The 24,161-nt window shown below is 44.2% G+C and carries 21 protein-coding genes and 1 pseudogene; all 22 read right to left on the minus strand.

What is annotated here, in order from left to right; translation table 11 throughout:
- The 22 genes and pseudogenes from fliH to H539_RS0104280 all read right to left on the minus strand — a co-directional run bounded on the left by fliH (position 1) and on the right by H539_RS0104280 (position 24,100).
- Entirely contained in the window at positions 1-759 is a 759-nt protein-coding gene (fliH, locus tag H539_RS0104170) for a flagellar assembly protein FliH (RefSeq protein WP_026692491.1), read from the minus strand.
- Positions 752-1,759, minus strand: coding sequence for a flagellar motor switch protein FliG (gene fliG / locus H539_RS0104175; protein WP_026692492.1), 1,008 nt, complete (start codon positions 1,757-1,759; stop codon positions 752-754). The genes fliH and fliG overlap by 8 nt, the downstream gene beginning before the upstream one ends.
- 18 nt (positions 1,760-1,777) lie before the next feature.
- On the minus strand, positions 1,778-3,370 hold the full coding sequence (gene fliF / locus H539_RS0104180; RefSeq protein WP_026692493.1) for a flagellar basal-body MS-ring/collar protein FliF: 1,593 nt from the start codon (positions 3,368-3,370) through the stop codon (positions 1,778-1,780).
- A gap of 55 nt (positions 3,371-3,425) precedes the next feature.
- Positions 3,426-3,737 (minus strand): flagellar hook-basal body complex protein FliE, encoded by a 312-nt coding sequence (gene fliE / locus H539_RS0104185; protein WP_035321895.1) that lies wholly within the window; start codon positions 3,735-3,737, stop codon positions 3,426-3,428.
- A gap of 15 nt (positions 3,738-3,752) precedes the next feature.
- The gene (flgC, locus tag H539_RS0104190; protein WP_026692495.1) at positions 3,753-4,217 is read right to left on the minus strand and encodes a flagellar basal body rod protein FlgC; all 465 of its coding nucleotides are present in this window, start codon (positions 4,215-4,217) and stop codon (positions 3,753-3,755) included.
- Complete coding sequence (gene flgB, locus H539_RS0104195; protein WP_026692496.1) at positions 4,218-4,610, minus strand: flagellar basal body rod protein FlgB; 393 nt, start codon at positions 4,608-4,610, stop codon at positions 4,218-4,220.
- 307 nt (positions 4,611-4,917) lie between these two features.
- Positions 4,918-5,697 carry a GTP-sensing pleiotropic transcriptional regulator CodY gene (gene codY / locus H539_RS0104200; RefSeq protein WP_026692497.1) on the minus strand — a complete coding sequence of 260 codons (780 nt, stop codon included), beginning with the start codon at positions 5,695-5,697 and terminating at the stop codon, positions 4,918-4,920.
- 195 nt (positions 5,698-5,892) lie between these two features.
- Entirely contained in the window at positions 5,893-7,299 is a 1,407-nt protein-coding gene (gene hslU / locus H539_RS0104205) for an ATP-dependent protease ATPase subunit HslU (protein WP_026692498.1), read from the minus strand.
- A gap of 13 nt (positions 7,300-7,312) precedes the next feature.
- Positions 7,313-7,855: an ATP-dependent protease subunit HslV gene (gene hslV / locus H539_RS0104210; protein WP_026692499.1), complete on the minus strand. Its 543-nt coding sequence runs from the start codon at positions 7,853-7,855 to the stop codon at positions 7,313-7,315.
- A 54-nt stretch (positions 7,856-7,909) separates the two neighbouring features.
- On the minus strand, positions 7,910-8,812 hold the full coding sequence (gene xerC / locus H539_RS0104215; protein ID WP_026692500.1) for a tyrosine recombinase XerC: 903 nt from the start codon (positions 8,810-8,812) through the stop codon (positions 7,910-7,912).
- A 20-nt stretch (positions 8,813-8,832) separates the two neighbouring features.
- The gene (gene trmFO / locus H539_RS27715; RefSeq protein ID WP_051348431.1) at positions 8,833-10,179 is read right to left on the minus strand and encodes an FADH(2)-oxidizing methylenetetrahydrofolate--tRNA-(uracil(54)-C(5))-methyltransferase TrmFO; all 1,347 of its coding nucleotides are present in this window, start codon (positions 10,177-10,179) and stop codon (positions 8,833-8,835) included.
- 305 nt (positions 10,180-10,484) lie between these two features.
- Positions 10,485-12,560 carry a type I DNA topoisomerase gene (topA, locus tag H539_RS0104225; protein WP_026692501.1) on the minus strand — a complete coding sequence of 692 codons (2,076 nt, stop codon included), beginning with the start codon at positions 12,558-12,560 and terminating at the stop codon, positions 10,485-10,487.
- Between the two features lie 348 nt (positions 12,561-12,908).
- Positions 12,909-13,784, minus strand: a complete 876-nt coding sequence (dprA, locus tag H539_RS0104230; RefSeq protein WP_026692502.1) for a DNA-processing protein DprA — start codon at positions 13,782-13,784, stop codon at positions 12,909-12,911.
- Between the two features lie 103 nt (positions 13,785-13,887).
- A complete protein-coding gene (gene sucD, locus H539_RS0104235) occupies positions 13,888-14,790 on the minus strand; it encodes a succinate--CoA ligase subunit alpha (RefSeq protein ID WP_026692503.1) in 903 nt (300 codons plus the stop codon).
- A gap of 19 nt (positions 14,791-14,809) precedes the next feature.
- On the minus strand, positions 14,810-15,970 hold the full coding sequence (gene sucC / locus H539_RS0104240; protein WP_026692504.1) for an ADP-forming succinate--CoA ligase subunit beta: 1,161 nt from the start codon (positions 15,968-15,970) through the stop codon (positions 14,810-14,812).
- Positions 15,971-16,131: 161 nt separating this feature from the next.
- Positions 16,132-17,205 (minus strand): DUF871 domain-containing protein, encoded by a 1,074-nt coding sequence (locus H539_RS0104245; RefSeq protein ID WP_026692505.1) that lies wholly within the window; start codon positions 17,203-17,205, stop codon positions 16,132-16,134.
- A gap of 667 nt (positions 17,206-17,872) precedes the next feature.
- Complete coding sequence (locus H539_RS0104255; RefSeq protein WP_026692507.1) at positions 17,873-19,240, minus strand: PTS transporter subunit EIIC; 1,368 nt, start codon at positions 19,238-19,240, stop codon at positions 17,873-17,875.
- A gap of 24 nt (positions 19,241-19,264) precedes the next feature.
- Positions 19,265-20,155 (minus strand): annotated as a pseudogene (murQ, locus tag H539_RS0104260) (N-acetylmuramic acid 6-phosphate etherase); the annotation flags it as partial.
- Positions 20,156-20,283: 128 nt separating this feature from the next.
- Positions 20,284-21,138: a MurR/RpiR family transcriptional regulator gene (locus H539_RS0104265; RefSeq protein WP_026692509.1), complete on the minus strand. Its 855-nt coding sequence runs from the start codon at positions 21,136-21,138 to the stop codon at positions 20,284-20,286.
- A gap of 116 nt (positions 21,139-21,254) precedes the next feature.
- Positions 21,255-21,530, minus strand: a complete 276-nt coding sequence (locus H539_RS0104270; RefSeq protein ID WP_026692510.1) for an EscU/YscU/HrcU family type III secretion system export apparatus switch protein — start codon at positions 21,528-21,530, stop codon at positions 21,255-21,257.
- On the minus strand, positions 21,527-23,290 hold the full coding sequence (locus H539_RS0104275; protein WP_026692511.1) for a hypothetical protein: 1,764 nt from the start codon (positions 23,288-23,290) through the stop codon (positions 21,527-21,529). The genes H539_RS0104270 and H539_RS0104275 overlap by 4 nt, the downstream gene beginning before the upstream one ends.
- 24 nt (positions 23,291-23,314) lie before the next feature.
- The gene (locus H539_RS0104280) at positions 23,315-24,100 is read right to left on the minus strand and encodes a ribonuclease HII (protein ID WP_026692512.1); all 786 of its coding nucleotides are present in this window, start codon (positions 24,098-24,100) and stop codon (positions 23,315-23,317) included.
- Between the last annotated feature and the right edge of the window lie 61 nt (positions 24,101-24,161).

Genomic DNA, 24,161 nt, shown 5'->3' on the forward strand with positions numbered 1-24,161 from the left:
CTATTCTCCTTTTAACAGATCTGACAGCTTGCTTTTAATTTCCTGCAGCTGGCTGTCGACACTGGCATCGATTCTTCCGTTAGAGGATTCAATTATACAGCCCGTGACCGCAAGCTCCTCATCAGGATAAATGTATAAATCTGTTTCCCTGGGAAAGAGCGAGGTCAGGCTTTCCTTTTCGGATAGCAATAATTGATAATGCATTGGATGGACATGAAGCTGGACTTCAGTATATTCTCGAGCTTCTTTAACCGCGCGCTTGACAAGTTGAAGGATAAATTCCTGTGATTCCCCCAGCTTCTGCCCGATGATTTTTTCAGCAATTTTTACACTGAGCTTTACAATGGTTTCCTGGGCAGATTCGATTCTTTCCTGATAATCAGCCTGTGAATCCTGGACAGTCTTTCTTGCAAGCTGGACCGCTTCCCTCATTTCCCGATAACCATCATCCCTGCCTGTCTCGAATCCGCTTCGATATCCATCCTGTTTAGCGGCTTCCATCATCCCGGGTATCTCTTCCATCTCAATCTGTTGTTTATCATTCCTGGCGTTTTCAATGATCCGGCGGGCTTCCTCCTCCGCTTCAGAAATCAGCTTCCGGGAAGCTTCAGCAGCTTCCTGAAGCATCTGTTCGATCTGCAGGGAAGGATCAGCCCCCGTTTCAATCTCTATTTCACTTTGAACATAAAGGCTTCTGATCCGGATTGGTTTATCGGTTTTGGCATTTAATGCATAGGACGATTTAATAATCCTAGACAATTATGTCATCTCCTCCGCCTCTGGCTATCACAATTTCTCCTGATTCCTCCAGACGGCGGATGACAGCCACAATTCTTGATTGCGCCTCTTCTACATCACGCAGCCTGACAGGGCCCATAAATTCCATTTCCTCCTGGAATGTGTCAACCATACGTTTGGACATATTTTTAAATACAATGTCCTTAACCTCCTCAGAGGAAACCTTAAGTGACAGCATAAGATCATCGTTTTCAGCATCCCGGATGACCCTCTGGATGGCTCTGCTGTCAAGGGTGACAATGTCTTCAAATACGAACATTCTTTTCTTAATTTCTTCTGCAAGCTCCGGATCCTGGATTTCAAGTGCATCCAATATGGTTCTTTCAGTCGACCTGTCTACTCCATTTAACACTTCAACAACTGCCTCTACACCGCCAGTCTGAGTATAATCATGCGTAACAGTTGCCGACAGCTTCCTTTCCAGGATCTGTTCAACTTCATTAATGATCTCAGGAGATGTACTGTCCATGATCGCAATCCTTCTTGCTATATCCGCCTGTACCTCTTGCGGAAGCTCTGAAAGAATCTGGCCGGCTTGGGCGGGGTCCAGATAAGAAAGGATCAAAGCAATGGTCTGCGGGTGCTCGTTTTGGATAAAATTCAAGATTTGTCCCGGATCCGCTTTTCTGGCAAAATCAAACGGCCTTACCTGAAGGGATGATGTTAGCCTATTGATAATCGCGGATGCTTGTTCAGACCCAAGCGCCTTTTCAAGGACAGTTTTGGCGTATCCAATGCCTCCCTGTGCGATATAATCTTGGGCCATGGCAATATTATGAAATTCTTCTACTATTTCTTCTTTATTCTTAGAATCTACTTTTCTAACACCGGATATTTCTAATGTGAGCCTTTCAATTTCTTCTTCAGACAAATGCTTATAGACAGAAGCTGATACGTCCGGCCCTAGAGAGATAAGCAGTATAGCTGCCTTTTGTTTTCCAGTGAGCCCTTTTTCCTTCAACCGTACACTACCTCCCTTTTACTCTTCCGCTATCCAGGTCCGCAGAAGTTTTGCAAACTCTTCCGGTTTTTCTTTGGCGAGTTTCTCAAGCTGTTTTCTGCGCACATTCGCTTCTGTTTCAACCGGTTCGCTTACATCCGGTATATCCAACGTTGTGTGCTCTTCTAAACTAAATTCCTCTTCCACGTTCTTCCTTCTTGAACGGATGTATAGAATAATAGCGACTATCAGTGCTGCAAGCAGCACTCCGCCAACGATATAGATCCACAAAGGAATGGACGATTTCTGCTGAGAAGAAAAATTCACTTTTCCATTAAAAGGCTGGACCGACACAGCAATCTTTTGATTTACAATCTGGTCAGGGGTAGTTGCCGGAAGATATTGTTTATCAACAGAAGTTCTCACGATGGTGCCAAGGACCTTTGTTATATCATCAATCCTTGCCTGAGGCAGTGAATTGACATCATTTTTCTTAGGGGGCTCTACCATGACCTGAATGCCAAGGTCCCTGATTTTATAAGGACTTTCTACGATATCCTTTTTAATTCGATTGACTTCATAGTTGACCGTATCTTGGGCTTTTTCATAGTTCCCATCCTGCCCGTTAGTAATCTGGGCATACTGGCCGGCAGTGTCGGATGTCTCTCCCGATGTAGGTGTCCCCCCGGCGGCGGCACCTTTTCCATTCCAGGTTTCGGTAATCTTTTGAGCACTTATTGCAATTCCCTGCATCTTCGTCTTATCGACCGGCTCTACTAGTTTTTCCTCTCTTTTTTCCTGAGTGAAATCAATATCAGCTGTTACCGAAACGACCACCTTGTCCTGACCCATAAGAGTGCCAAGCATGCTTTGTACACGTCTCTGCAAATCGCGCTCGACTTCCTTCTGCATATCGTGCTGGGCCGTAAACACGGTTCCATTTTGCAGATTATTTTCATTTTTCAGATCAAAATACTCAAAATTTTGATTCATAATGACGATATTATCTGTAGGCAGATTAGGCACGCTTTTTGAAACAAGATGATAAAGAGATCTAATCTGGCTGTCCTGGAACTGGTAGCCGGGCTTTGTCTGCAGGACGACTGAAGCCGAAGCTTCCTGTCCGCTGTCGCTTACAAAGATGCCTTTGTCAGGCAGGCTCAGCATCACCTTCGCATCTTCAACACCGTCAATCCCTTTAATAAGATTCGCCAGCTCCGTCTGCATGCTATCCAGCTTCACCACTTGAAATTCATTATCTGTCATGCCAAATCCGGCATTTTTGCTAAAAAAAGAATAATCAATGCTCCCTGATTCCGGAATACCTTCCGAGGCTAATTGCACTTTTAATGTATCCACATTCTCTTCAGGCACCAGGATTGTTTTTCCTCCGTCAGCAATCTGTGAGGAGATGCCTTTCCCATCAAGGTTCTCCTTGATCTGCCCTGTTTCTGAAGGGGCCAGATCACTGTAAAGAGGGACCATTGTTTCTCTTGTAGAAAAAAAGGAAATGGCACCGATTAAAGCAATGCCGAGAATAACCGACACGACGAGCCATGTTCTCTGCTTCTTGGTCCTGCCGTTCCAAAAACCGGATATTCTGTTTTTCATGTTTCCTAAAAATTCATTCATTCTGATCCCCCGGTATCCTGTATATCCCTAATTCATTTCTCTCCGGCAGCCTCAGTTACACCTGCATTCTCATGGTTTCCTGATAAGCTTCTATAACCTTGTTCCTTACCTCCATGGCTGCCTGGAGGGTGATACTTGCCTTTTGGGAAGCAATCATGACCTGATGAAGATCCACATCTTCTCCTTTAACAAGTTTGGCGGTCATATTGTCTGACATATTCTGCTCTTCATTTACTTTGTTAATAGAATCTTTCAGTACGGACGCAAAACTATCCTTTGCATCGTATGATGTATTGATCGAGTCTGCGTTATTCAATTGACTGGCAGGCTGGACTGGGCTGACAGGCAAATGTATTCCATTAATCATTTTTTATCCTCCGCTCTATTTCCCGATTTCCAAAGCTTTCATTAACATGGCCTTCGAAGCATTCATGACCGTAACATTTGCTTCATATGATCGGGTGGCACTCATCAAGTCGACCATTTCTTTTAGTGAGTCAACATTCGGCATTTTAACATAACCATTTTTATCGGCATCTGGATGTTCTGGATCATATACCATTTTAAATGGTGTTTCATTGTCTTCTGTTATTTTGGTTACCTTGACACCGTTCCCCAATGAGCTGCTGTCTACTCCCAGTGCCTGATTGTAAAAGCTTGAGAAAGATCCACCATTCGGCTGGAGGACAACCATCTTGCGCCGATAAGGATCCCATTCCTTGGTCTCGGCATTATAGGTCCCTCGAGTTGAGTCTGCATTCGCCATATTGGATGAAATGACATCCATCCTGACTCTCTGTGCCGTGAGGGCGGATGCCGTATTATTTATACTGTGAAAGATACTCATTTATTTCCCTCCTTTAATCACGGATTGAAGGGACCCGAATTTGCCGCTTAAAATTTCAGCTACCGCATTATAGTAAAGCTGATTTTCAGCAAGGTCACTCATTTCTTTATCCACATCGACGCTGTTTCCATTCGCATTGTATTCCTGGTTGCTTTTCGTAAAAACTCCTCCTGTCCCGCCTGGACCATTTTCGAACTCAATGTGTTTAGGGCTGGTGCGGTAAGCCTTCATTGAATCCAAGCTATCCTGCAGCATGGATTTAAAGCTGACGTCCTTCGCCTTGTAATTGGGCGTATCCACATTCGCAATATTTTGCGAGATTGTTTTTTGTTTAAGGGAGGAGTAATTTAGCGCACTCTCCAGGGTATTAAACGTATTTGAAAAAAGATTCAATTTTTCCACCTCAAAATGTTTAATATTAGGTAAAAAGGGGAATTATGTAGAATTACGTCATTTTTTGTAATAGCATGAACTCCTTTCCTATTTTATAGAATCTATATCTCAATGTCTATGCAGTAAAATGGTAAAAATATGAGTTTTTTGTCCTATTTTCTAACTTTTTGTTACAATTAAATTTCAAATTGGTTACATATACCAAGTATTTTATTGAGTATGAGGAATATATTTCCAAATGTAAGAAAAAAACAGCAAAAAAAATACTCCATTCGGCATATTGCCAAAAGGAGTATTTTATAGTTAATCAGCTGCTCTTTAATTTTTCTAGTTCAACTAGGAATTTAGAATTTAAAACCTTTATGTAGGTTCCCTTCATTCCCAAAGAACGGGACTCAATTACACCGGCACTTTCGAGTTTCCTAAGCGCATTGACAATGACTGATCTTGTAATCCCTACACGATCTGCGATTTTTGAAGCAACGAGCAGGCCTTCATTTCCCTTTAGTTCTTCAAAAATATGCTCAATTGCTTCGAGCTCACTATAAGACAGCGAACTGATCGCCATCTGAACAACAGCCTTGCTGCGTGCTTCTTCTTCAATTTCCTCTGCTTTTTCGCGAAGGATTTCCATGCCGACCACTGTAGCACCGTATTCTCCAAGGATAAGGTCATCATCGTGGAACTTTTCTTCCAATCGAGCCAGAATTAATGTTCCCAAACGTTCTCCTCCGCCAATGATCGGAACAATGGTGGTTAATCCTGATTTAAACAATTCCTTGTTCTCAACGGGGAAAGCTGTATATTCACTTTCAATGTCAATATTTGAAGACGTTTCCTGAATAGTAGAAAGACCTTTGATGTATTCTTCCGGAAACTGGCGGTCTTCAAGCATTTTCTTCATTCGTTCATTTTCGATCTGCTGGTTGATAGAGAAGCCTAAGAGTTTTCCTCTTCTGCTTACCACAAATACGTTAGCCTCAATTACTTCACTCAAGCTTTCCGCCATCTCTTTGAAATTCACAGGCTTTCCTGCAGAGCTTTGAAGCATTGAGTTAATTCTTCTTGTTTTTGTTAATAAATTCATTACTTATTTCCTCCTACTTACTTCCACAATCATTGCAATTTGTCTTCATGAATCTTTGTATGAACGGAACATGCTGACTAAAGAGGAATATGTCCGAAATCTTTCATTTGTCATGTACCCTTCATGAATTCATTCAAACTTGCTGCAGCCTGAAAAGCTGCCCTCCGCCAGTCTGTTCATATCTTTTTCACGCTTTTACAGAATAAACTGGCTTAAATCCTTATCTCTGGATATATTCCCCAGCTTTTCCTCTACGTATTGAGGGGTAATTGTAATCTTTTCCATTGTGATGTCCGGTGCTTCAAAGGATAGATCCTCAAGGAGCTTTTCAAGTATAGTATGAAGTCTTCTCGCGCCAATATTATCAGTATTCTGATTCACATCATAGGCCACCTCAGCTATTCTACGAATAGCATCGTCAGAAAATTCAATTTGTATACCTTCAGTTTCCAATAAAGCCGAATATTGTTTAAGCAGGGCATTATCCGGTTCGTGCAGGATCCGGACAAAATCATCCACTGTAAGTTTTTTAAGTTCCACTCTGATAGGGAAACGCCCTTGTAGCTCCGGAATTAAATCGGAAGGCTTAGACATATGGAAGGCGCCGGCTGCAATAAACAAAACATGATCTGTTTTAACCGATCCATACTTCGTTACAACTGTAGAACCCTCGACAACAGGAAGAATATCCCGCTGAACTCCTTCTCTTGATACATCGGCTGATGACCCGCCTGACTGCCTGCTTGCAATCTTATCAATCTCATCAATGAAGATGATCCCGTTTTGCTCCGCACGATACACAGCTTCCTGGGTCACATCATCCATATCAATCAGCTTGGAAGCTTCTTCGCTTGTCAAAACCTTCCTTGCGTCGCTCACACTGAGTTTTCTTTTCTTTCTTTTCTTTGGCATCAGGCTTCCCAGGGCATCCTGCATATTCATCCCCATCTGCTCCATGCCCGACCCTTGAAGCAGATCGAACATGGACGCCTGCTGTTCTTCAACCTCCACGGTCACCATTTCGTTTTCAAGTTCTCCGGCTGACAATTTCGCTTCAACCGCTTTTCTTTTCTCATACATGGTGTAATCCTCAGAGGAAGATGACTCGTCCTCCTCCTGGCCATTGCCGCCAAACAGCATTTCCAAAGGATTTTTGAAGTTGGCCTGTTTTTTAGCCGAAGGCACCAAAAGCTCCACAAGACGGGAATTCGCATTTTGTTCAGCCCTGTCTTTTACCGAGAGCATTTTCTCTTCCTTAATGAGCCTTACAGATGTCTCTACAAGGTCTCTCACCATCGATTCGACATCACGGCCTACATAGCCGACTTCTGTGAATTTAGTTGCTTCTACTTTAACAAAGGGTGCGCCCACTAATTTTGCCATTCTGCGGGCAATCTCTGTCTTTCCTACACCGGTAGGACCGATCATCAGGATATTCTTAGGAACTACTTCATCCCTTAGCTTATCTGACAGCAGCATGCGGCGATATCGGTTTCTAAGCGCAATGGCAACCGCCCTTTTAGCATCATTCTGTCCGACAATATATTGATTCAGCTTTTCTACAATCTGTCTAGGGGTCATATTTGACTTATTCGTTTTCATATCCCCACTCCTTTTAAAGCTCTTCAACAATGATATTTGTATTTGTATACACACAGACCTCTGCGGCTATCTCAAGGGCAGCCTTCGCAATCTCACTGGCTGACAAATGTTCTCCTGAATACCGCTTTAATGCTCTTCCTGCGGATAGGGCATAATTCCCGCCTGATCCAATCGCCAGAATGCCGTCATCCGGTTCGATGACTTCCCCTGTTCCTGAGATCAAAAGCATATGGCTCTCATTCATGACAATCAGCATGGCTTCGAGCTGCCTGAGCATTTTGTCCCCGCGCCACTGCTTCGCAAGCTCAACTGCAGCGCGCTGCAAATTCCCATTATATTCTTCAAGTTTTCCTTCAAACATTTCAAACAGAGTAAATGCATCGGCTACAGAACCAGCAAATCCCGCCAGCACCTTCCCGTTGAAAAGACGTCTGACCTTACGCGCCGTATGCTTCATCACGACCGCATTCCCAAATGTAACCTGTCCGTCTCCCGCCATGGCAGATTTGCCATTGTGATTGACTGCAAATATAGTAGTAGCATGAAAATTACCCATATAACTCTCCTTTCAGTTCCTGCCTGCAACCTGTTTCACGAGCCAATTACGTATTTAGGCACGCGGATGAGTATTAATGTATACCTTCCGCAGCTGTTCTTTTGTAATATGTGTGTAAATTTGGGTCGAAGATATTTCAGAATGCCCCAAAAGCTCCTGGACAGTTCTTAAATCCGCACCATTATTCAAGAGATGTGTGGCAAAGGAATGCCTCAGCATATGGGGATGAAGACTTTTTTCCTTAGAGGCTTTCTTAATGACGCCATCTAGTATATACCTGACACCCCTCGCAGACAAGGGTCCTCCCTTTGCATTCACAAACAGGAAGTCATGCTCCCTTCCAGCTTTTAACAACCGGGATCTTGAGGTCTCAATATAAATTTTAACTGCTTCCCTTCCATAGCTTCCAATTGGAACGTACCGGTCTTTCCTGCCTTTCCCATGAATCAGGATAGTTCCCAGTGAAAAATCGATATCCTTAAGCTTCATTTCACAGCATTCACTCACCCTCGCTCCTGTTCCATATAAAAGTTCAAGAAGCGCAAGGTCCCTGACACCTAATACCTGGTCAGGATCACATGCCTGAAAGAGAGGCTCAATTTCTTCCTCATACAGAAACCTTGGAAGCTTATGGTCCTTTTTAGGTAGCGACACGAGCGAAAAAGGATTTTCCTCCACCGCTCCCTCCCTCATCATGAAGCGAAAAAAACTCCTCAGGCAGGATATTTTCCTGGAGATCGTTTTCTTGGCTAGATTTTTCTCATATAGGCCTGTTAAAAATAATCTGGCATCCAAATATTCGATCGCATTGAAATCGGCAAGCCTATGTTCACTCATAAAGATGATAAATTCATTAATATCTCTTTGATAATTGATGACCGTATGATTGGAACAATTTTTTTCAACTTGTAAATATTCTGTGTAGGACTTCAAGATCTCTTCAATTTTCATTTGCATTCAGCACCCTTATAAAGCTACTAAATATTATCATAGTTCCACTCGGCAGGCAATGAATTTTCCATATTTTTCACAAAGTTCTGAATTGTTTCTAACGCCCTTTTTGCATGCATTTCGTTGCGGTCTTTTTTGGCCTTAATCCTTTGATCGAGGTCAGGGAAAAGACCGAAATTCGCATTCATCGGCTGGAAGGTTGACGTATTGGCAGCAGTTATATAATGAGCCATGCTGCCGATTGCTGTTTCTGCCGGGAAAACCAGAGGTTCTTCACCATTTATGATCCTCGCGGCATTGATGCCTGCAATTAATCCCGATGCAGCAGACTCCACATAGCCTTCAACCCCCGTCATCTGGCCTGCAAAGAAAAGCTCTTTATTGGCCTTTAGCTGGTAGGTTGGCAGCAGCACCTTTGGAGAATTAATAAATGTATTCCGATGCATGACCCCATACCGTACAATTTCAGCATTTTCAAGACCCGGAATAAGGCGGATGACTTCTTTTTGCGGTCCCCATTTAAGATGCGTTTGAAAACCTACTATATTATATAGTGTTCCGGCCGCATCATCCTGTCTAAGCTGAACAACTGCATATGGCCTCTTCCCTGTTTTCGGATCCTCCAGCCCCACAGGCTTCAAAGGTCCAAACAGCATAGTCTTCTTTCCTCTCTGCCCCATTACCTCAATAGGCATACAGCCTTCAAAGAAGACTTCCTTCTCAAATTCTTTTAAGGGCACTGTTTCAGCGGATACAAGCGCCTCATAAAATGTGTTGAATTCCTCTTCAGTCATCGGACAGTTCAAATAGGCTGCTTCCCCTTTATCATAGCGGGACTTCAAATACACCTTATCCATATTAATGCTGTCTTTTTCAAGGATCGGGGCGGCGGCATCATAAAAATATAAATATTCTTCCCCAGTCAGTACCTTAAGCTTCTCCGCAAGGGCCGGACTTGTAAGCGGACCCGTTGCAATAATGGCCGGCCCTTCAGGAATTTCTGTCACCTCTTCATTAAAAACAGTAACATTCTCGTGGTTTTTCACCTTTTGTGTCACTCTGTCAGCAAATTCGTGGCGGTCTACAGCCAAAGCGCCGCCTGCCGGAACAGAGCTTTCATCCGCTGAGGAAATAATGACAGAATCTAAGTTCCTCATTTCCTCTTTTAATACTCCGACAGCATTCGTGAGCGTGTTCGCCCTGAGCGAGTTGCTGCAGACCAGCTCGGCAAACTTGTCGGTATGGTGGGCTGGAGTCTGCCGTACCGGCCGCATCTCATACAAATGGACCTTGATGCCTCGTTTAGCGAGCTGCCATGCAGCTTCACTTCCCGCAAGTCCGGCACCAATTACATTTACTGCCTTTTTCTCCATTTTACGAACCTCCATATTGTCTTATGTATCATTAAGCCGTAAAAACTATTATCTTCAAGATAAGCCTATCCTAATTACGGTATACCAAAACAAGGAAACGATCTTTTTTTATCACTTTGCTCAAGTGCGAACATAAAATTATAAGACTAAAACTCACTATTTGTCCATATGCATTTTACATTACGTTTCAAATAAAAAAAAGTTTCATGCTTTTCCTACATGCTATCTGCAAAAGCAAAAGGCGCTTTAGTCCAGGAGAATTCCCGGCTGCATAAAAAGAAGGCGGGGAGTTCCCCACCTTCTTTTTAGCTCTGCGGTTCTTCTTTATAGTCACAATTTGTACACTGGACCTGGACACCTTTTTTAAGCTTCTTCTCCACCAGCGTATGTTCACATTTCGGACATTTACGTGCTATAGGTTTATCCCAAGAAATGAACTCACATTCCGGATAACGGTCACAGCCATAAAAGATGCGCTTCTTTTTGCTTTTACGCTCAATGATATTGCCTTCATGGCAATTCGGGCATTTAACTCCGATTTCTTTTACAATCGCTTTTGTATTCCGGCAATCCGGGAAGTTGGAGCAGGCCATGAATTTCCCATATCGGCCCATTTTAAATACCATTGGACTTCCGCAGGCTTCACAATCTTCTCCAGCAGGCTCATCCTTTATTTCAACCTTTTCCATTTCAACTTCCGCTTTTTTCAAATGCCCTTCGAAATCCCGGTAAAACTCGTCGATGACATTGACCCATGGAATTTTTCCATCTTCAATATCATCCAGGTCTCTTTCCATTTTGGCAGTGAAATCAACATTTACAATTTCCGGGAAAAACTCCAGGATTAATTCTGAAACAATCTCGCCAAGCTCTGTTGGAATGAACCGCTTATTATCAAGTGCAACATATCCACGCTTTTGAATGGTATCGAGAGTAGGGGCAAAGGTTGATGGACGGCCAATTCCCAGCTCTTCCAGTGTCCTTACCAGCCTTGCCTCCGTATAGCGCGGCGGCGGCTGTGTAAAGTGCTGCTTCTTTTCAATATCTTTAGAGACAGCTGTATCTCCTTCTTCAATCACGGGAAGAAAATTCTCTTTTTCTTCTTCTGAATCATCCGAGCCTTCCACATAGACTTTCATAAAACCTGGAAATTTTATTTTAGAACCATTGGCCCTGAAAACTACTCCTGAATTCTCTAGGTCCACACTCATCGTATCCATAATCGCAGGTGCCATCTGGCTTGCAACGAATCTTTCCCAGATGAGCTTATACAATCTAAGCTGGTCTCTTGAGAGGAATTCTTTTATGGATGCCGGCTCTCTTAGAATGCTTGTCGGCCGGATGGCTTCATGCGCATCCTGTGCATTGGATTGTTTTTTTTCTTTTCTCTCTTCGGAAGCGATATATTCTTTGCCATATTGACTTGTAATGAAGTCCTTTGCTTCTTCCTTAGCAACATCGGAGACCCTGGTTGAATCGGTTCTCATATAGGTAATCAAGCCTGTGGTGCCTTCTTTTCCAATCTCGATTCCCTCATACAGCTGCTGGGCAAGCATCATGGTTTTCTTCGCCCTGTAATTCAGCTTTCTTGCCGCTTCCTGCTGCAGGGATGAAGTAGTAAATGGGACGGCAGGATTTCTCTTTCGTTCCTTTTTGGTTACATTGACAACCTGGAACTCATTACCGGAGATCCTTGTAAGGACAGCTTCTACATTGCTTTCATTGCCAAGCTGGACTTTTTTTCCATCCATCGATATAAATCCGGCTTCAAACGTCTCGCTGCCTTTCATAAATTCCGTCTTGATCGTCCAATATTCTTCCGGGATAAATTCCTTTATTTCCTTTTCCCGATTAATGATCAGGCTTACTGCAACAGACTGCACCCTGCCGGCACTGAGGCCTTTTTTCACCTTCTTCCAAAGGAGAGGGCTGATATTATATCCCACCAGCCGGTCAAGGACTCTTCTTGCCTGCTGGGCATCTACAAGATTCATGTCAATCGGCCTTGGATGCTTAAAGGATTCTTTGATTGCATCCTTCGTTATTTCATTAAATACTACTCTGCAATCAGATGAAGAATCGACATCAAGAGTGTGTGCCAGATGCCACGCAATGGCTTCCCCTTCCCTGTCGGGGTCAGCCGCAAGATAAATTTTCTTTGCTTTTTTGGCTGCTGTTTTAAGCTCTTTTAAAACGGGGCCTTTTCCCCGAATGGTGATATATTTAAGATTGAATTCGTTTTCAACATCTACACCCATCTGGCTCCTTGGCAAATCACGCACATGGCCCATGGATGCTTTTACTTTATATTTTTTCCCTAAATATTTTTCAATAGTTTTTGCTTTAGCTGGTGATTCAACTATTACAAGATAATCAGCCATACTTAATCCTCCTCAAGAGGGAATAATAAATCTTCACTATTATTAATCATATAAAAACATTTTGTCAATCTTATTTCAGTTCTAGAATAATTATTCCGTCTATTTATCATCTATCTTCCCTGGATTTCTTCCTATGAAAAAAGGGCAGGACTGCCACCTTTCAATTAAGGCTCTTTGTATAAAACAGTCATAATTAGCGGGCATGTGTTTTTTTCCATTATATTGGAAATTTCCTAAGTCCGCCTTTTGCAAAATGTATCTCACTTTCGCATTTTTTTCAACTGTTTTATTTCAAAGAGATTTTTTTATCGTATTTTTTAGGGAACGATCTCAATTAAAACCAAGCCATTAATCAGGGTATTCCTCTTCAATATCGAGATGGGTGACAATCGGCTTAGCTCCTTCCTGAATCAGGCGGTTGGTGCCCGCGGAGAGACAGCTGGTGATATTCCCAGGCACACTGAATACGTCACGTCCCTGCTCGAGCGCGCTATAAGCTGTAATCAAGCTTCCGCTCCGTTCCTTTGCCTCAATGACCAGGACAGCTTTGGATATTCCGCTGATAATCCGGTTTCTTTGCGGAAACATCCAGGGCTCGGCCTTTTTAGATGGTGCATATTCCGAAATAACCGCTCCATTTTTCATAATACTTTGGGCCAGCATTCCGTTTTCCTTTGGATAAACATGAAAGAGACCGCCTCCAAGTACCGCAATGGTCCTGCCAGCGTGATCCAGAGCAATTTTATGGGCGGCCGCATCAATTCCGGCTGCAAGGCCGCTGTTTATGATATACCCCTTCTTAATCAGAGGCACCAAAAGCCTTTTGACAGAATCCAGTCCATAGAGAGAGGGCTTCCTTGGCCCGACGACAGCAAGATGCTTTCCTTCATTAAATAAGGAGACATCCCCTTTCATATAAAGCACCCAGGGCGGATTATAAATATTCTTCAAAGCGGCTGGATAATCGGGATCGGCTATAGTCAGACACTGGATGCCGTGGGATTTGTACTTGTCTAAGCTGGGAGAAATTACATTCTGATGAAGGTCTTCATAAAATTGGGCAGCATGGGCGCGGGTTATTTGAAGGAGGGACTGCCAATGGGCAGGGGAGTTTTCGTAAATTCTTGAAAGTGAGGGGTCCAGCTGAAGGATGCGGAAAATGGACTTCCAGCCTATTCCGCGGCAATGGTCCAAATGGATCAGCCTTATATTAAAATCTTCCATATATTCATCTCCTTTGAATTTCATGTTTCGGCAGGTGCATAGTAAAAAACCGAGGCTGACAAAGCAGCCTCAGCGGGTGTTCCATGGTATTGCAGGAGATCTATTAATGAGTTTTACACTTATCATAGATTCCTTTTTCTTTAATCACAGAGATGAGGGTTTCACCCATAACAGACGGGGTTTCTGCCACTTTAATGCCGCATTCGTTCATGACGCGGATCTTTTCGTCTGCTGTACCTTTACCGCCTGAGATGATTGCACCAGCATGGCCCATACGCTTTCCTGGAGGCGCAGTTCTTCCGCCGATGAAGCCGACAACAGGCTTGGTCATGTTTTCCTTCACCCATTTGGCTGCTTCTTCTTCAGCAGTTCCGCCAATTTCTCCAATCATGATAACCGCGTATGTTTCAGGGTCTTCATTGAAAGCTTTAAGCACATCAATGAAATCTGTTCCATTGACAGGGTCTCCGCCTATTCCTACTGCTGTAGACTGGCCGATTCCTGCCTGTGATAACTGGTGGACAGCCTCATATGTGAGTGTTCCAGAGCGGGATACCACACCGACATGTCCTTTCTTATGGATATAGCCAGGCATGATGCCGATCTTGCACTCATCCGGAGTGATGACACCAGGGCAGTTAGGGCCGACAAGGCGCGTCTTCTTGCCCTCCATATAACGCTTTACCTTAACCATATCAAGTACTGGAATATGCTCTGTAATACAAATAACGATATCAAGCTCTGCATCTACAGCCTCTAAGATCGCATCTGCAGCGAATGGAGCAGGAACATAAATGACAGATGCATTTGCACCAGTCTGGCTTTTTGCTTCAATTAATGTATTAAATACAGGTACACCTTCTACCTCTGTGCCACCCTTACCAGGTGTAACACCTGCGACGATCTGTGTACCATATTCAAGCATCTGCTTTGTATGGAATAAAGCCGTTGAACCTGTAATACCCTGTACAATGACTTTAGTATCTTTATTAATAAATACGCTCACCTTTGCAACCTCCTGACTATTAACCTACTAATGATACGATTTTTTGTGCGCCGTCTGCCATTGATTCTGCAGCAGTGATATTCAAGCCTGATTCATTCAGGATTTTCTTACCAAGATCAACATTTGTTCCCTCAAGGCGAACGACAAGCGGAACTTCAAGTCCAAGCTGGTTCGCAGCTGTAACCACACCTTCTGCAATGACATCACATTTCATGATGCCTCCGAAGATATTGACGAAGATCCCTTTAACGCTTTTGTCTGAAAGAATGATCTTAAATGCTTCTGTTACCTTTTCAGCTGTAGCACCGCCCCCAACATCAAGGAAGTTGGCAGGATCTCCGCCATAGTGCTTAATAATGTCCATAGTCGCCATGGCAAGGCCGGCACCATTTACCATACAGCCGATATTTCCATCAAGGGATATGTAGCTCAAATCATATTTAGAGGCTTCAATTTCCTTAGGATCCTCTTCTTCAAGGTCTCTGTATTCCACAATATCTTTATTGCGGTACAGCGCATTGGAATCAAAGTTCAGCTTTGCATCAAGCGCCATTACTTTTCCATCGCCGGTCACAACAAGCGGGTTGATCTCAGCAATAGAGCAATCCTTTTCCACAAAAGCCGTGTAGAGGCCCATCATGAACTTGACAGCCTGTCCTACCAATTCCTTAGGTATGTTAATATTAAATGCTATTCTTCTTGCTTGATAGCCTGTAAGGCCGACTACTGGATCGATAACTTCTTTGAAGATTTTTTCAGGTGTCTTTTCAGCTACCTCTTCAATTTCAGTTCCGCCTTCTTCAGATGCCATTAAGACGACTCTTGAAGTAGCACGGTCAAGAACAAGCCCGACATAGTATTCTTTTTTAATATCGCAGCCTTCTTCGATAAGCAAACGCTTTACTTCTTTGCCTTCCGGGCCAGTTTGATGCGTAACAAGCGTTTTACCAAGGATTTCACCTGCGTATTGACGTACCTCATCAAGGTTTTTCGCTACTTTAACTCCGCCGGCTTTACCGCGGCCGCCCGCATGGATTTGTGCCTTTACCACACATACTTCCGTACCAAGCTCCTTTGCAGCTTCAACTGCTTCTTCAACCGAAAAAGCAACGCGGCCGTTAGGAACAGCAACTCCATATTTTCTGAGGACTTCTTTCCCCTGATATTCATGGATATTCATTTCCCATCCTCCTATCAAACTATGACAATAAAAATAGACTGCGCTTTCATTGTATAAAAAGTAAAAATGATTGTCCACCATTACGGCGCAAAGAATGACGAAAATAAAATATTTTTCTAAAATTATATTAATTTTGATTAAATATCCTTTAATACAGCCATCTAGTTCACTCTATAAAACTTGAAAGCTTTTCCGGGATAAAGATATGTGAGTAGTCCCAGATCCTTCTCAACAATGTTCCCCACAACATTTACTTTAGGATCTGCCGGGAGGTTCCTTTTTACGATTTGCAGCTCCCCTTGATAACGGCCATACAAGCTGTTGTCAAGGGTGACAGAACCCTTCATACGATCGTGTACAGGACCTGGGGCAATGGTTAATCCATTCTCCATGGCATGCATTCGCGCCGGCTCAGAACGGATTACATCCCTTGCTGAGTCCATGCGGTTCTTATGCTCGAGTCCAATCAGCCCTTCTTCCTCCTTGGTAAGCCCGGGCGAAGCTTCGATCGAAATCTCGATGACCCCCTCTTGATACTGTTGGAACTTTCTGATAGATTCCTTACAAATAGAGGGATCCCCTATCACTGCTTTATCCACATAGCATTCAAGAAGCAGATCCAGGGCAGATGTGAAGGGTGAGGCACCCCGATGATCTTCCAATGTGGGCAGGCCTTTGAATAATGGCCCCCTGAAATCCCCATCACCAGGAGCAAATGCAGCCACAGTCATTCCGCACTCACTCAGCCACTTATTATGCAAAATAAAGTCCCTTCGTTCCAGGCCGGTTTCCGGCCGCGGGTAAAAATTATGCCAGGCCTCTGTATGTTTGATATTCAATCCGAATCTTTTTAATTCCTGAAAGCTCTCGCGAGTCAGGGTGCTCGCATTCAGCGCTATCTTCATCGATTGCGACAGCCTGGCAATTTCCTCCGCTCCGATGCCATAATCTGCTCTTATTCCAGTCACTCCCCACTTGGAGATTTCATTGATATTCTCATGGTTCAGGCCCAGGGGCTCAAACGACCGGGGAGAAAGGTCAGCCATCAGCTCAAGCCCCAGGTTCTTTGCCTGTGAGCCTAAGGTTCTCAGCAGTCCGGCATATAAAGAAGCATCATCCTCCGGGATATGAAGCGAAGTAAAAATAGAAGTGAAACCCGCTTCCATCATCCTCCTCAGATAGGCCTCCTGTTCTCCTTCCGAAAAATATCCTAAATAAACAGACACACCAAACATAAGCTCATCTCCTTTGGAAACCTATTCCATGATCTATCTTCTATCATAACAGTTTGGTTTAAGCAAATAAGGCTATAAATTGGGGCTGCATGAGCTCCATTCCAGGCGCTTCGCTTTCCGCGGGGCGGGCGGTGAGCCTCCTCGGCTTCGCCTGCGGGGTCTCACCTGTCCCGCTAATCCCGCTCAGAAAAGTGGAAAGCGGTGCCTGCCAAACAGATAAATTACAAAGCTAAATGTTGATCCATATCCATTTATACTTGCAGGCAGAGACCCGACAAGCATAAGACGAGCCGGCTGTGGGGAGCAGTTTTCTCCCCATAGACGGATTGGCTTATGACTCGAGGGTCTCAGCTTGGAACTGGATCAAGGAGTCTTCGCGCCTTCCATTCCACTCATGCAGGGTGCAGATATTAAAAGCGCCAGTACAAATGAGTTTCATCAGGTAGAACCATACACCACAGGAGGTAAATTACCTAAAGCATGCCTGTCCATCTATTATGTAATTTTTATACCTAGCCGAAGTGATCAAAAGATGAACGTGACTAGCAAAATCTGTTTAAGAAACCTTGGAAATAGTGTCGAACTAAAAAAAGGGGTCGGAATGAGAATATTCCATTACCCCTTTTTCTGTTGAAGGCGGCTTCAGTACGGAGCACCAGGCCTTTCTTTACTTATGCATATTATCCGCCATGCTTTCTTTAAAGCCGAATGCATAAGTGAAAATAAATCCAAAAACATAGGCAATCACTAATCCAAGAATGTAATAAATGAATTTATTGTCTGCAATCAGAGGGGTCAATGAAATCCCTGAAACACCGATCCCTGTTGCAGCTGTTTTCATCACTGCCTGGAAGGCTCCTCCACAGGCGGCACCGAGGCAGGCAGTGATGAATGGCCTTCCGAGCGGAAGGGTAACCCCGTATAGAAGAGGCTCTCCTATTCCAAGGAAACCAACTGGAAGTCCTCCCTTGATGATATTTTTCAGCATCTTATTTTTTGTTTTTGCGTAAACGGCTAGCGCTGCACCTACCTGTCCTGCACCGCCCATGGCAAGGATCGGCAGGAGCGGGGTCATATGGGTTTTGGCGATGAATTCCGCATGGATGGGGGTCAGCCCATGGTGAAGGCCTACCATTACCAGCGGAAGAAATGTACCTGCAAGGATGGCTCCGGCTACCGCACCTCCGATATCAAGCACTCCATTGATTCCTTTGATGATGCCGTCCGACAAAAATCCTCCGACCGGCTGGATGACAATAATGGTCAAGACTCCTACTATCAATACTGTGATAAGCGGGGTCAGGATGATATCCACCGCATTTGGAATCACACGGCGCACTCTTTTTTCTACAAAAGCCATCAGCCAGGCTGCAAGGATTACAGCAAACAGGCCGCCGCGTCCGACGACTAAAGGATCTCCAAACAAGTTAATGTTCGCAAGCCCAGGATTTATAATGATATATCCGGCAATGGCACCGAGTGCAGGGGTGCCGCCAAATTCCCTGGCAGTATTCCAGCCGACTAAAACACCGAGGATCGCAAATACCGTCCCTCCAATCAGGAGGAGTATCTGCAGCCAGGTTTCCTTTGGATCTGCCCCGGCATTCACAGCAAAATTGGCGATTCCGTTAATGAGCCCGGAGGCAACAAGTGCGGGGATCAGCGGGATAAAAATAGAGCCGATTCTTCTTAATAAATTTTTAAAAGGAGTATTATTGCGTGTTTTAATTTCGGCTTTTCTCATATCCGCAAGATCTGTTTCAGCAGCTGCTACTTCTCCCACCTGAAGGCCTGTCATTTCACTGACCTCCCCTGCCACTTTATTGACAAGCCCGGGACCGATTACGATCTGCAGGGTTTCGTCCTCAATGACGCCAAGTACCCCGTCGATCTTCTTTAGTGCAGGAATATCGGCCGCCTCCCAATTTTTCAATTGCAGACGGAGCCTTGTCATGCAGTGTGTTACTCTGATAATATTCTGGGTGCCTCCGACATGTTCGGATATTTCATTCGCAAGACGCTGTTCCTTTCTCATCTTACTCCCCCTATTTCCCCTTAATTATAATGCCTTTCTTACAAATCCATCCGCTGCTTCTAGTTTACTATCTGCTTCTTCAAGACTGCACTGGGTCAGAAGCATGATGATCGCCTTTTTTACCTGCCCGCCGGACTTTTCGTAAAAATATGAAGCAGTCTCATAATTGGTCTCTGCTGCTTCCATAATAATCCGCTTCGACCTTTCCACCAGTTTCTGATTGGTAGGCTGAACATCTACCATAAGGTTTTTATATACCTTGCCAATTCCAATCATGGTGGCCGTGGAAATCATATTAAGCACCAATTTTTGGGCAGTCCCCGCCTTAAGCCTCGTAGATCCCGTCAATATCTCGCTTCCTGTATGGATTTCAATTGGAATATCACTGAAACGGCTGATTGCTGAATCTGTGTTACAGCAGATACTCCCTGTCATCACCCCTTTTTCTTTAGCATATTCCAATCCCCCTATTACATAGGGAGTCCTGCCGCTGGCGGCAATCCCGATCACCACATCATGCTCTGATAAATTTATGCTTTGCAGGTCGGCTGCTGCCAGCTCCCTGGAATCTTCTGCTCCTTCTACAGCCGCCGTGAAGGCTTTTTCTCCTCCTGCAATCAAACCGACAACCAGACCCGGCGGGGTTCCGAAAGTCGGAGGGCATTCCGCTGCATCCAAGACACCCAGCCTGCCGCTGGTCCCAGCTCCAAGGTAAATGATTCTCCCATTATTTCTTAAGGCTGAAATCGTTTTCTCCACAAGCCTGTTAATCTGTACTAGCTCACTCTTTACAGCGGAAGGGACAGACTGATCTTCCTCATTCATGATCGTCAGGACTTCCAGGATGGTCATTTCATCCAAATTCATTGTTTTGGAGTTTCTCTGTTCTGTTGATAGCTTCTCTAGCACGCTGACACCCCTTTTATTTCGTTTACGATTCCATTATATGAGAGAAGAAACTGTAATTCAATTACCTTTTTATATTATATGAAACAAAATTTCAAAAATGGGAAAATAAAAGCATTCTTAAAGCTAAGAATGTCTTATTTTCTCTGTTGAAGTACCTTATTCCGGGATTTATTAAAAGATTCCATAATTTGATTCCCAATCTGATGGAATACACTCAAATATAAACCATCGATAATATTCAGCTGGGCCATCCTTGAAGCGATGCTTCCAACCCTGTACTCCTCTTCAACATCCGGGAAGCACAGCTTGATATCAGCCATCTTATAAAGAGGTGATTTTTTCAGGGAGGTGATGGCGATGACCGTTACTCCATGCTCCTTGGCAAACGATGCAATCTGAAGGATTTCTTTTGTCCGCCCAGAGGTGCTGATGGCAATCAAAACATCTTTTTCTTTCATGGAACCGATATAGGAAACCATATAATGATAATCTGAGGAGGCGACAGTATTCAATCCAAGCCTCATAAATTTATACTGAGCATCCACGGCCGGGGAAAAGGACCCGCCTACACCGAAAACGGCAATTTTCTGTGCGCCCTTAATTTTTTCAATACTGGCGCTGAAGTCCTTTTTATCCAGGGTATTCAGGGATAATTCAAGTGCATATTTATTAAAATATGTTACCTTATTAAACAAGCTCTGGGGAGTATCCTTTTTATTCAACAACGAAAAATTATTGATGTTTTCTTCAGAAAATGTATTTTCCTTTGCCAGGACCACCTTCATCATTTTAAAGCTCCCCACACCGATGGTTTTACAGAAACGGACCACACTTGCTTCGCTTGCTTCAGCCTGTGAAGCAAGCTCCTTGGTGGTCATGGTGGGGATGAATTCCGGGTTGGCCAAGATATAAGAAGCCACCTTCTGTTCAGCTGCAGTAAAATTATGCATATTGGATTTTATTCTGGCTAAAATACGGAGCTCCATCATTATAAAACCTCCTGCCTTTTTTGATTTCATTTCCATACTTGCAATTATACTTAGAAGAAACATTCCTGATAAGCTTTAAAAAAATTCCTCCTAAACAGGAAATATCCCTTTGTCTGTCAGGACTTCGCTTCTTTATCAATTTTATAAATAAAAGCAAACACTTCAGCGACAGCCTGGTAAAGATCTTCTGGAATGGTCTGGTTCAGCTCAAGCTGTGATAACAGCCCGGTCAGAGAGGAGTCCTTTTGAACAGGGATTGAATTTTCCCGGGCTTTCTGCAGGATATTTTCAGCAGTCTGACCTTTCCCCTTTGCGGTTACGCGCGGGGCTCCTTCCCTCTCCGAATCATAGCGCAGTGCAACTGCCTCTCTCCTTTTATTCTCTCTACTCATATCCTTAAGTCCACTCCTGTATAAGGAATCGTTTGTTTTATATAATTTGAACTGCTTTTTAGACCTTGATCTGCATTCCCGCCTGAAATATGGAAGGACGACAGGGTAAAATTGACTGCCTTAAAATTCTCCTTCAACTTGGGCAGCCATTTGTCAGCAAGCAATTTCACAAGGCTTGCGTTTTCATTATAGACAGTAAGGCTGACAATCCGGTTCTGTACCTGCATATCAATCGTTACATCCTTCAGGGAGTCTAGCTGCAGATAAAATAAAACACGGCAATAGTCTGAATCGACCGAGCCATCTCCCTTCTTTTTACCGCTGAAATGCAGGGTCAGGTCTGCTTGTTTGAGAGGCACCTGGATAAAAAGGTTTTGCAGGGGACCGCTTTCCTGGGATAAGAGCTGCTGGGCAGCCAGCTTATTCAAAAGCTCCTGTGCCTGCTCCCTTACAGGGCTTTTATCGGATTCCTTAATAAACGCCTCCAGAGCATGCTTCAGCGTCTTCACGCTCTTCTCAGGGCTGTCTGCAGTCCACTCCTCTCCCGCCTGCTCCAAGCCGAAAGCCGCCGCAATTTGTTTAAAGAATTCTTTGAGTTCCTTTGGTTTTACGGAATGGGCCGCACCTAATTGCCGCAGCTGGGCAGAAAGTTCCTCATTCTCATTTCCTCCAGCCTTATCCTGACTCAGGTTTCCAGCCCCTTGGAGGATGTCCGGGTTTTCCAGGATCTGCATCGCCCTGTCAAGGTTAAGGCCCAGTTTCTTCAGCATCTCTTTTCCTGCTTCTGAAAGGCTGAATACACCATTCTCACTGCCCGCTCGGTTATCATTCATAAGCTCCATAAGCATTCCTTTTACAAGCTTTCTCTGTTCCCCATTTATATGTGCATCTATTGTCCCGCCGCTATCTTTCAGCGCATTCGGAAGAACGCTCAAAACTTCCTTGATGAAAGGCTTCACAGATGCTTCCTCTTTATTGGCTGTCTGGGATACGGCTTCAAGGAGGGCGGCATTTTCCCCTTCAGGCAGGCCCTTTGCAAGACCCAGGGATTTCAATGCCTTAAAGGCTAGGCCATCCTTCCCTTCTTCCTTTAGCCAGTTTTCGACAAGGGCCGATATTGCCCTTTCCCCCGTATGGTCCGCCCCTATCTGCAGGGCAGAAATTTGAACTTTCAGTCCAGCGGCTGATGGAAGATGCTCCATTTGGGTTAGGTGTTTTGAGAGGCTGTCGAGGAGAGCATATACACTCCTGCCTGAGTCGAGGCTCTGCAAGGCAGCGAGGTTTTCTTTTGTAACGGGAAGATTTTGATTATAAAGCGTTTTTACTGTTTCCATCCTGGAAGCAGTTTCCGGGGCTTCTTTCAGCCAGCTTAGGATGGTTTCAAAGCTCTCTTTGCTTGCGGGAATTCCATTTTTAAGCGAGAAGTCAGCCAGCTCCATGGATTCCCTTTCTTGAGGAATGGATAAAAGGCTGAGGAGCTGCTGCGGGGCCTGTGAACCGTCCTTAATGAAAGAAGGATCTACAATCTTAAGGGCTATCTGGCCTTGACCGGACTCCACACGAAACCAGTATTGCCCCCCTGCCTGCAGTGATGCCTGGACCACGGCTGTCAGCCTTGTGCTCCCAATCTGAACAGCAGCCATTTGATTGGGAAACAGCTTGGTGATCTTTCCGTATACCAGCTGCCCCGGTTTAAGAGAATGAGATGTAACAGAGTGAGACTGCTTGAGAATGGAAGATAGGATATTATCCGTGCGCATATTTTTCTCCTTTCACAAAAGTCTTTATTTCTGGCTGATCCAATAGTCCTTTACAGGCGCAAAGCTTTTCCTGTGCCACTCTGTAATTCCATGAATCCGGATGGCTTCCAAATGTTCTTTTGTTCCATAGCCGGCATTGGTTTTAAAATTATAGTGCGGATGCTTTTCACCAAACTCAGCCATCATTTCATCCCTGGTCACCTTGGCTATGATTGAAGCGGCCGCAATAGAAATACTGGATGCATCTCCTTTTATAATCGATTCCTGCGGAAAAGGGGCAGAAAGCTTCATCGCATCAATCAGCAGATAATCGGGGGCTGTCTTCAATTCAAGTATACTTTGATTCATCGCTTTCTTTGCAGCTTCATAAATATTGATCCTGTCAATTTCATCTGAATGAATGATGCCCACTCCAATAGCCAGGGCTTCTCTCTGTATATGATGATAAAATGACTCAAGTCTGCTTTTAGGTATTTGCTTCGAGTCGTTCAGTCCCGGGAGGAAGAACGATGGAGGAAGGATGACAGCTGCAGCTACCACAGGGCCGGCAAGCGGTCCTCTGCCTACTTCATCTATGCCGGCAATGAGGGAAAAACCTTGGCTCTTTACCCGGTTTTCATGCACTGACATCTCTGTGAATTTTCGCTTTACTGCTTCCAGCTTTTCAAGTTCTTTCCTCTTTTTCTGAGCAAGCTGGACAACACCTTTTCTTCTATCATTCAGGCAGTCCTTTAATAGGACATCCTTTAAGTCTGTTACTTTACGCAATTCCTCGGCTGCTTTACTAATACTGAGTGATTCAACTTTCATCCTCTTCATCCTTACTAATATCGGCAATGTATGTAAAAACCTGAAGGGACTGATCCAGATC

The sequence above is a fragment of the Peribacillus kribbensis DSM 17871 genome (assembly GCF_000430765.1).
In the GTDB taxonomy this organism is placed as follows: Bacteria; Bacillota; Bacilli; order Bacillales; family DSM-1321; genus Paraperibacillus; species Paraperibacillus kribbensis.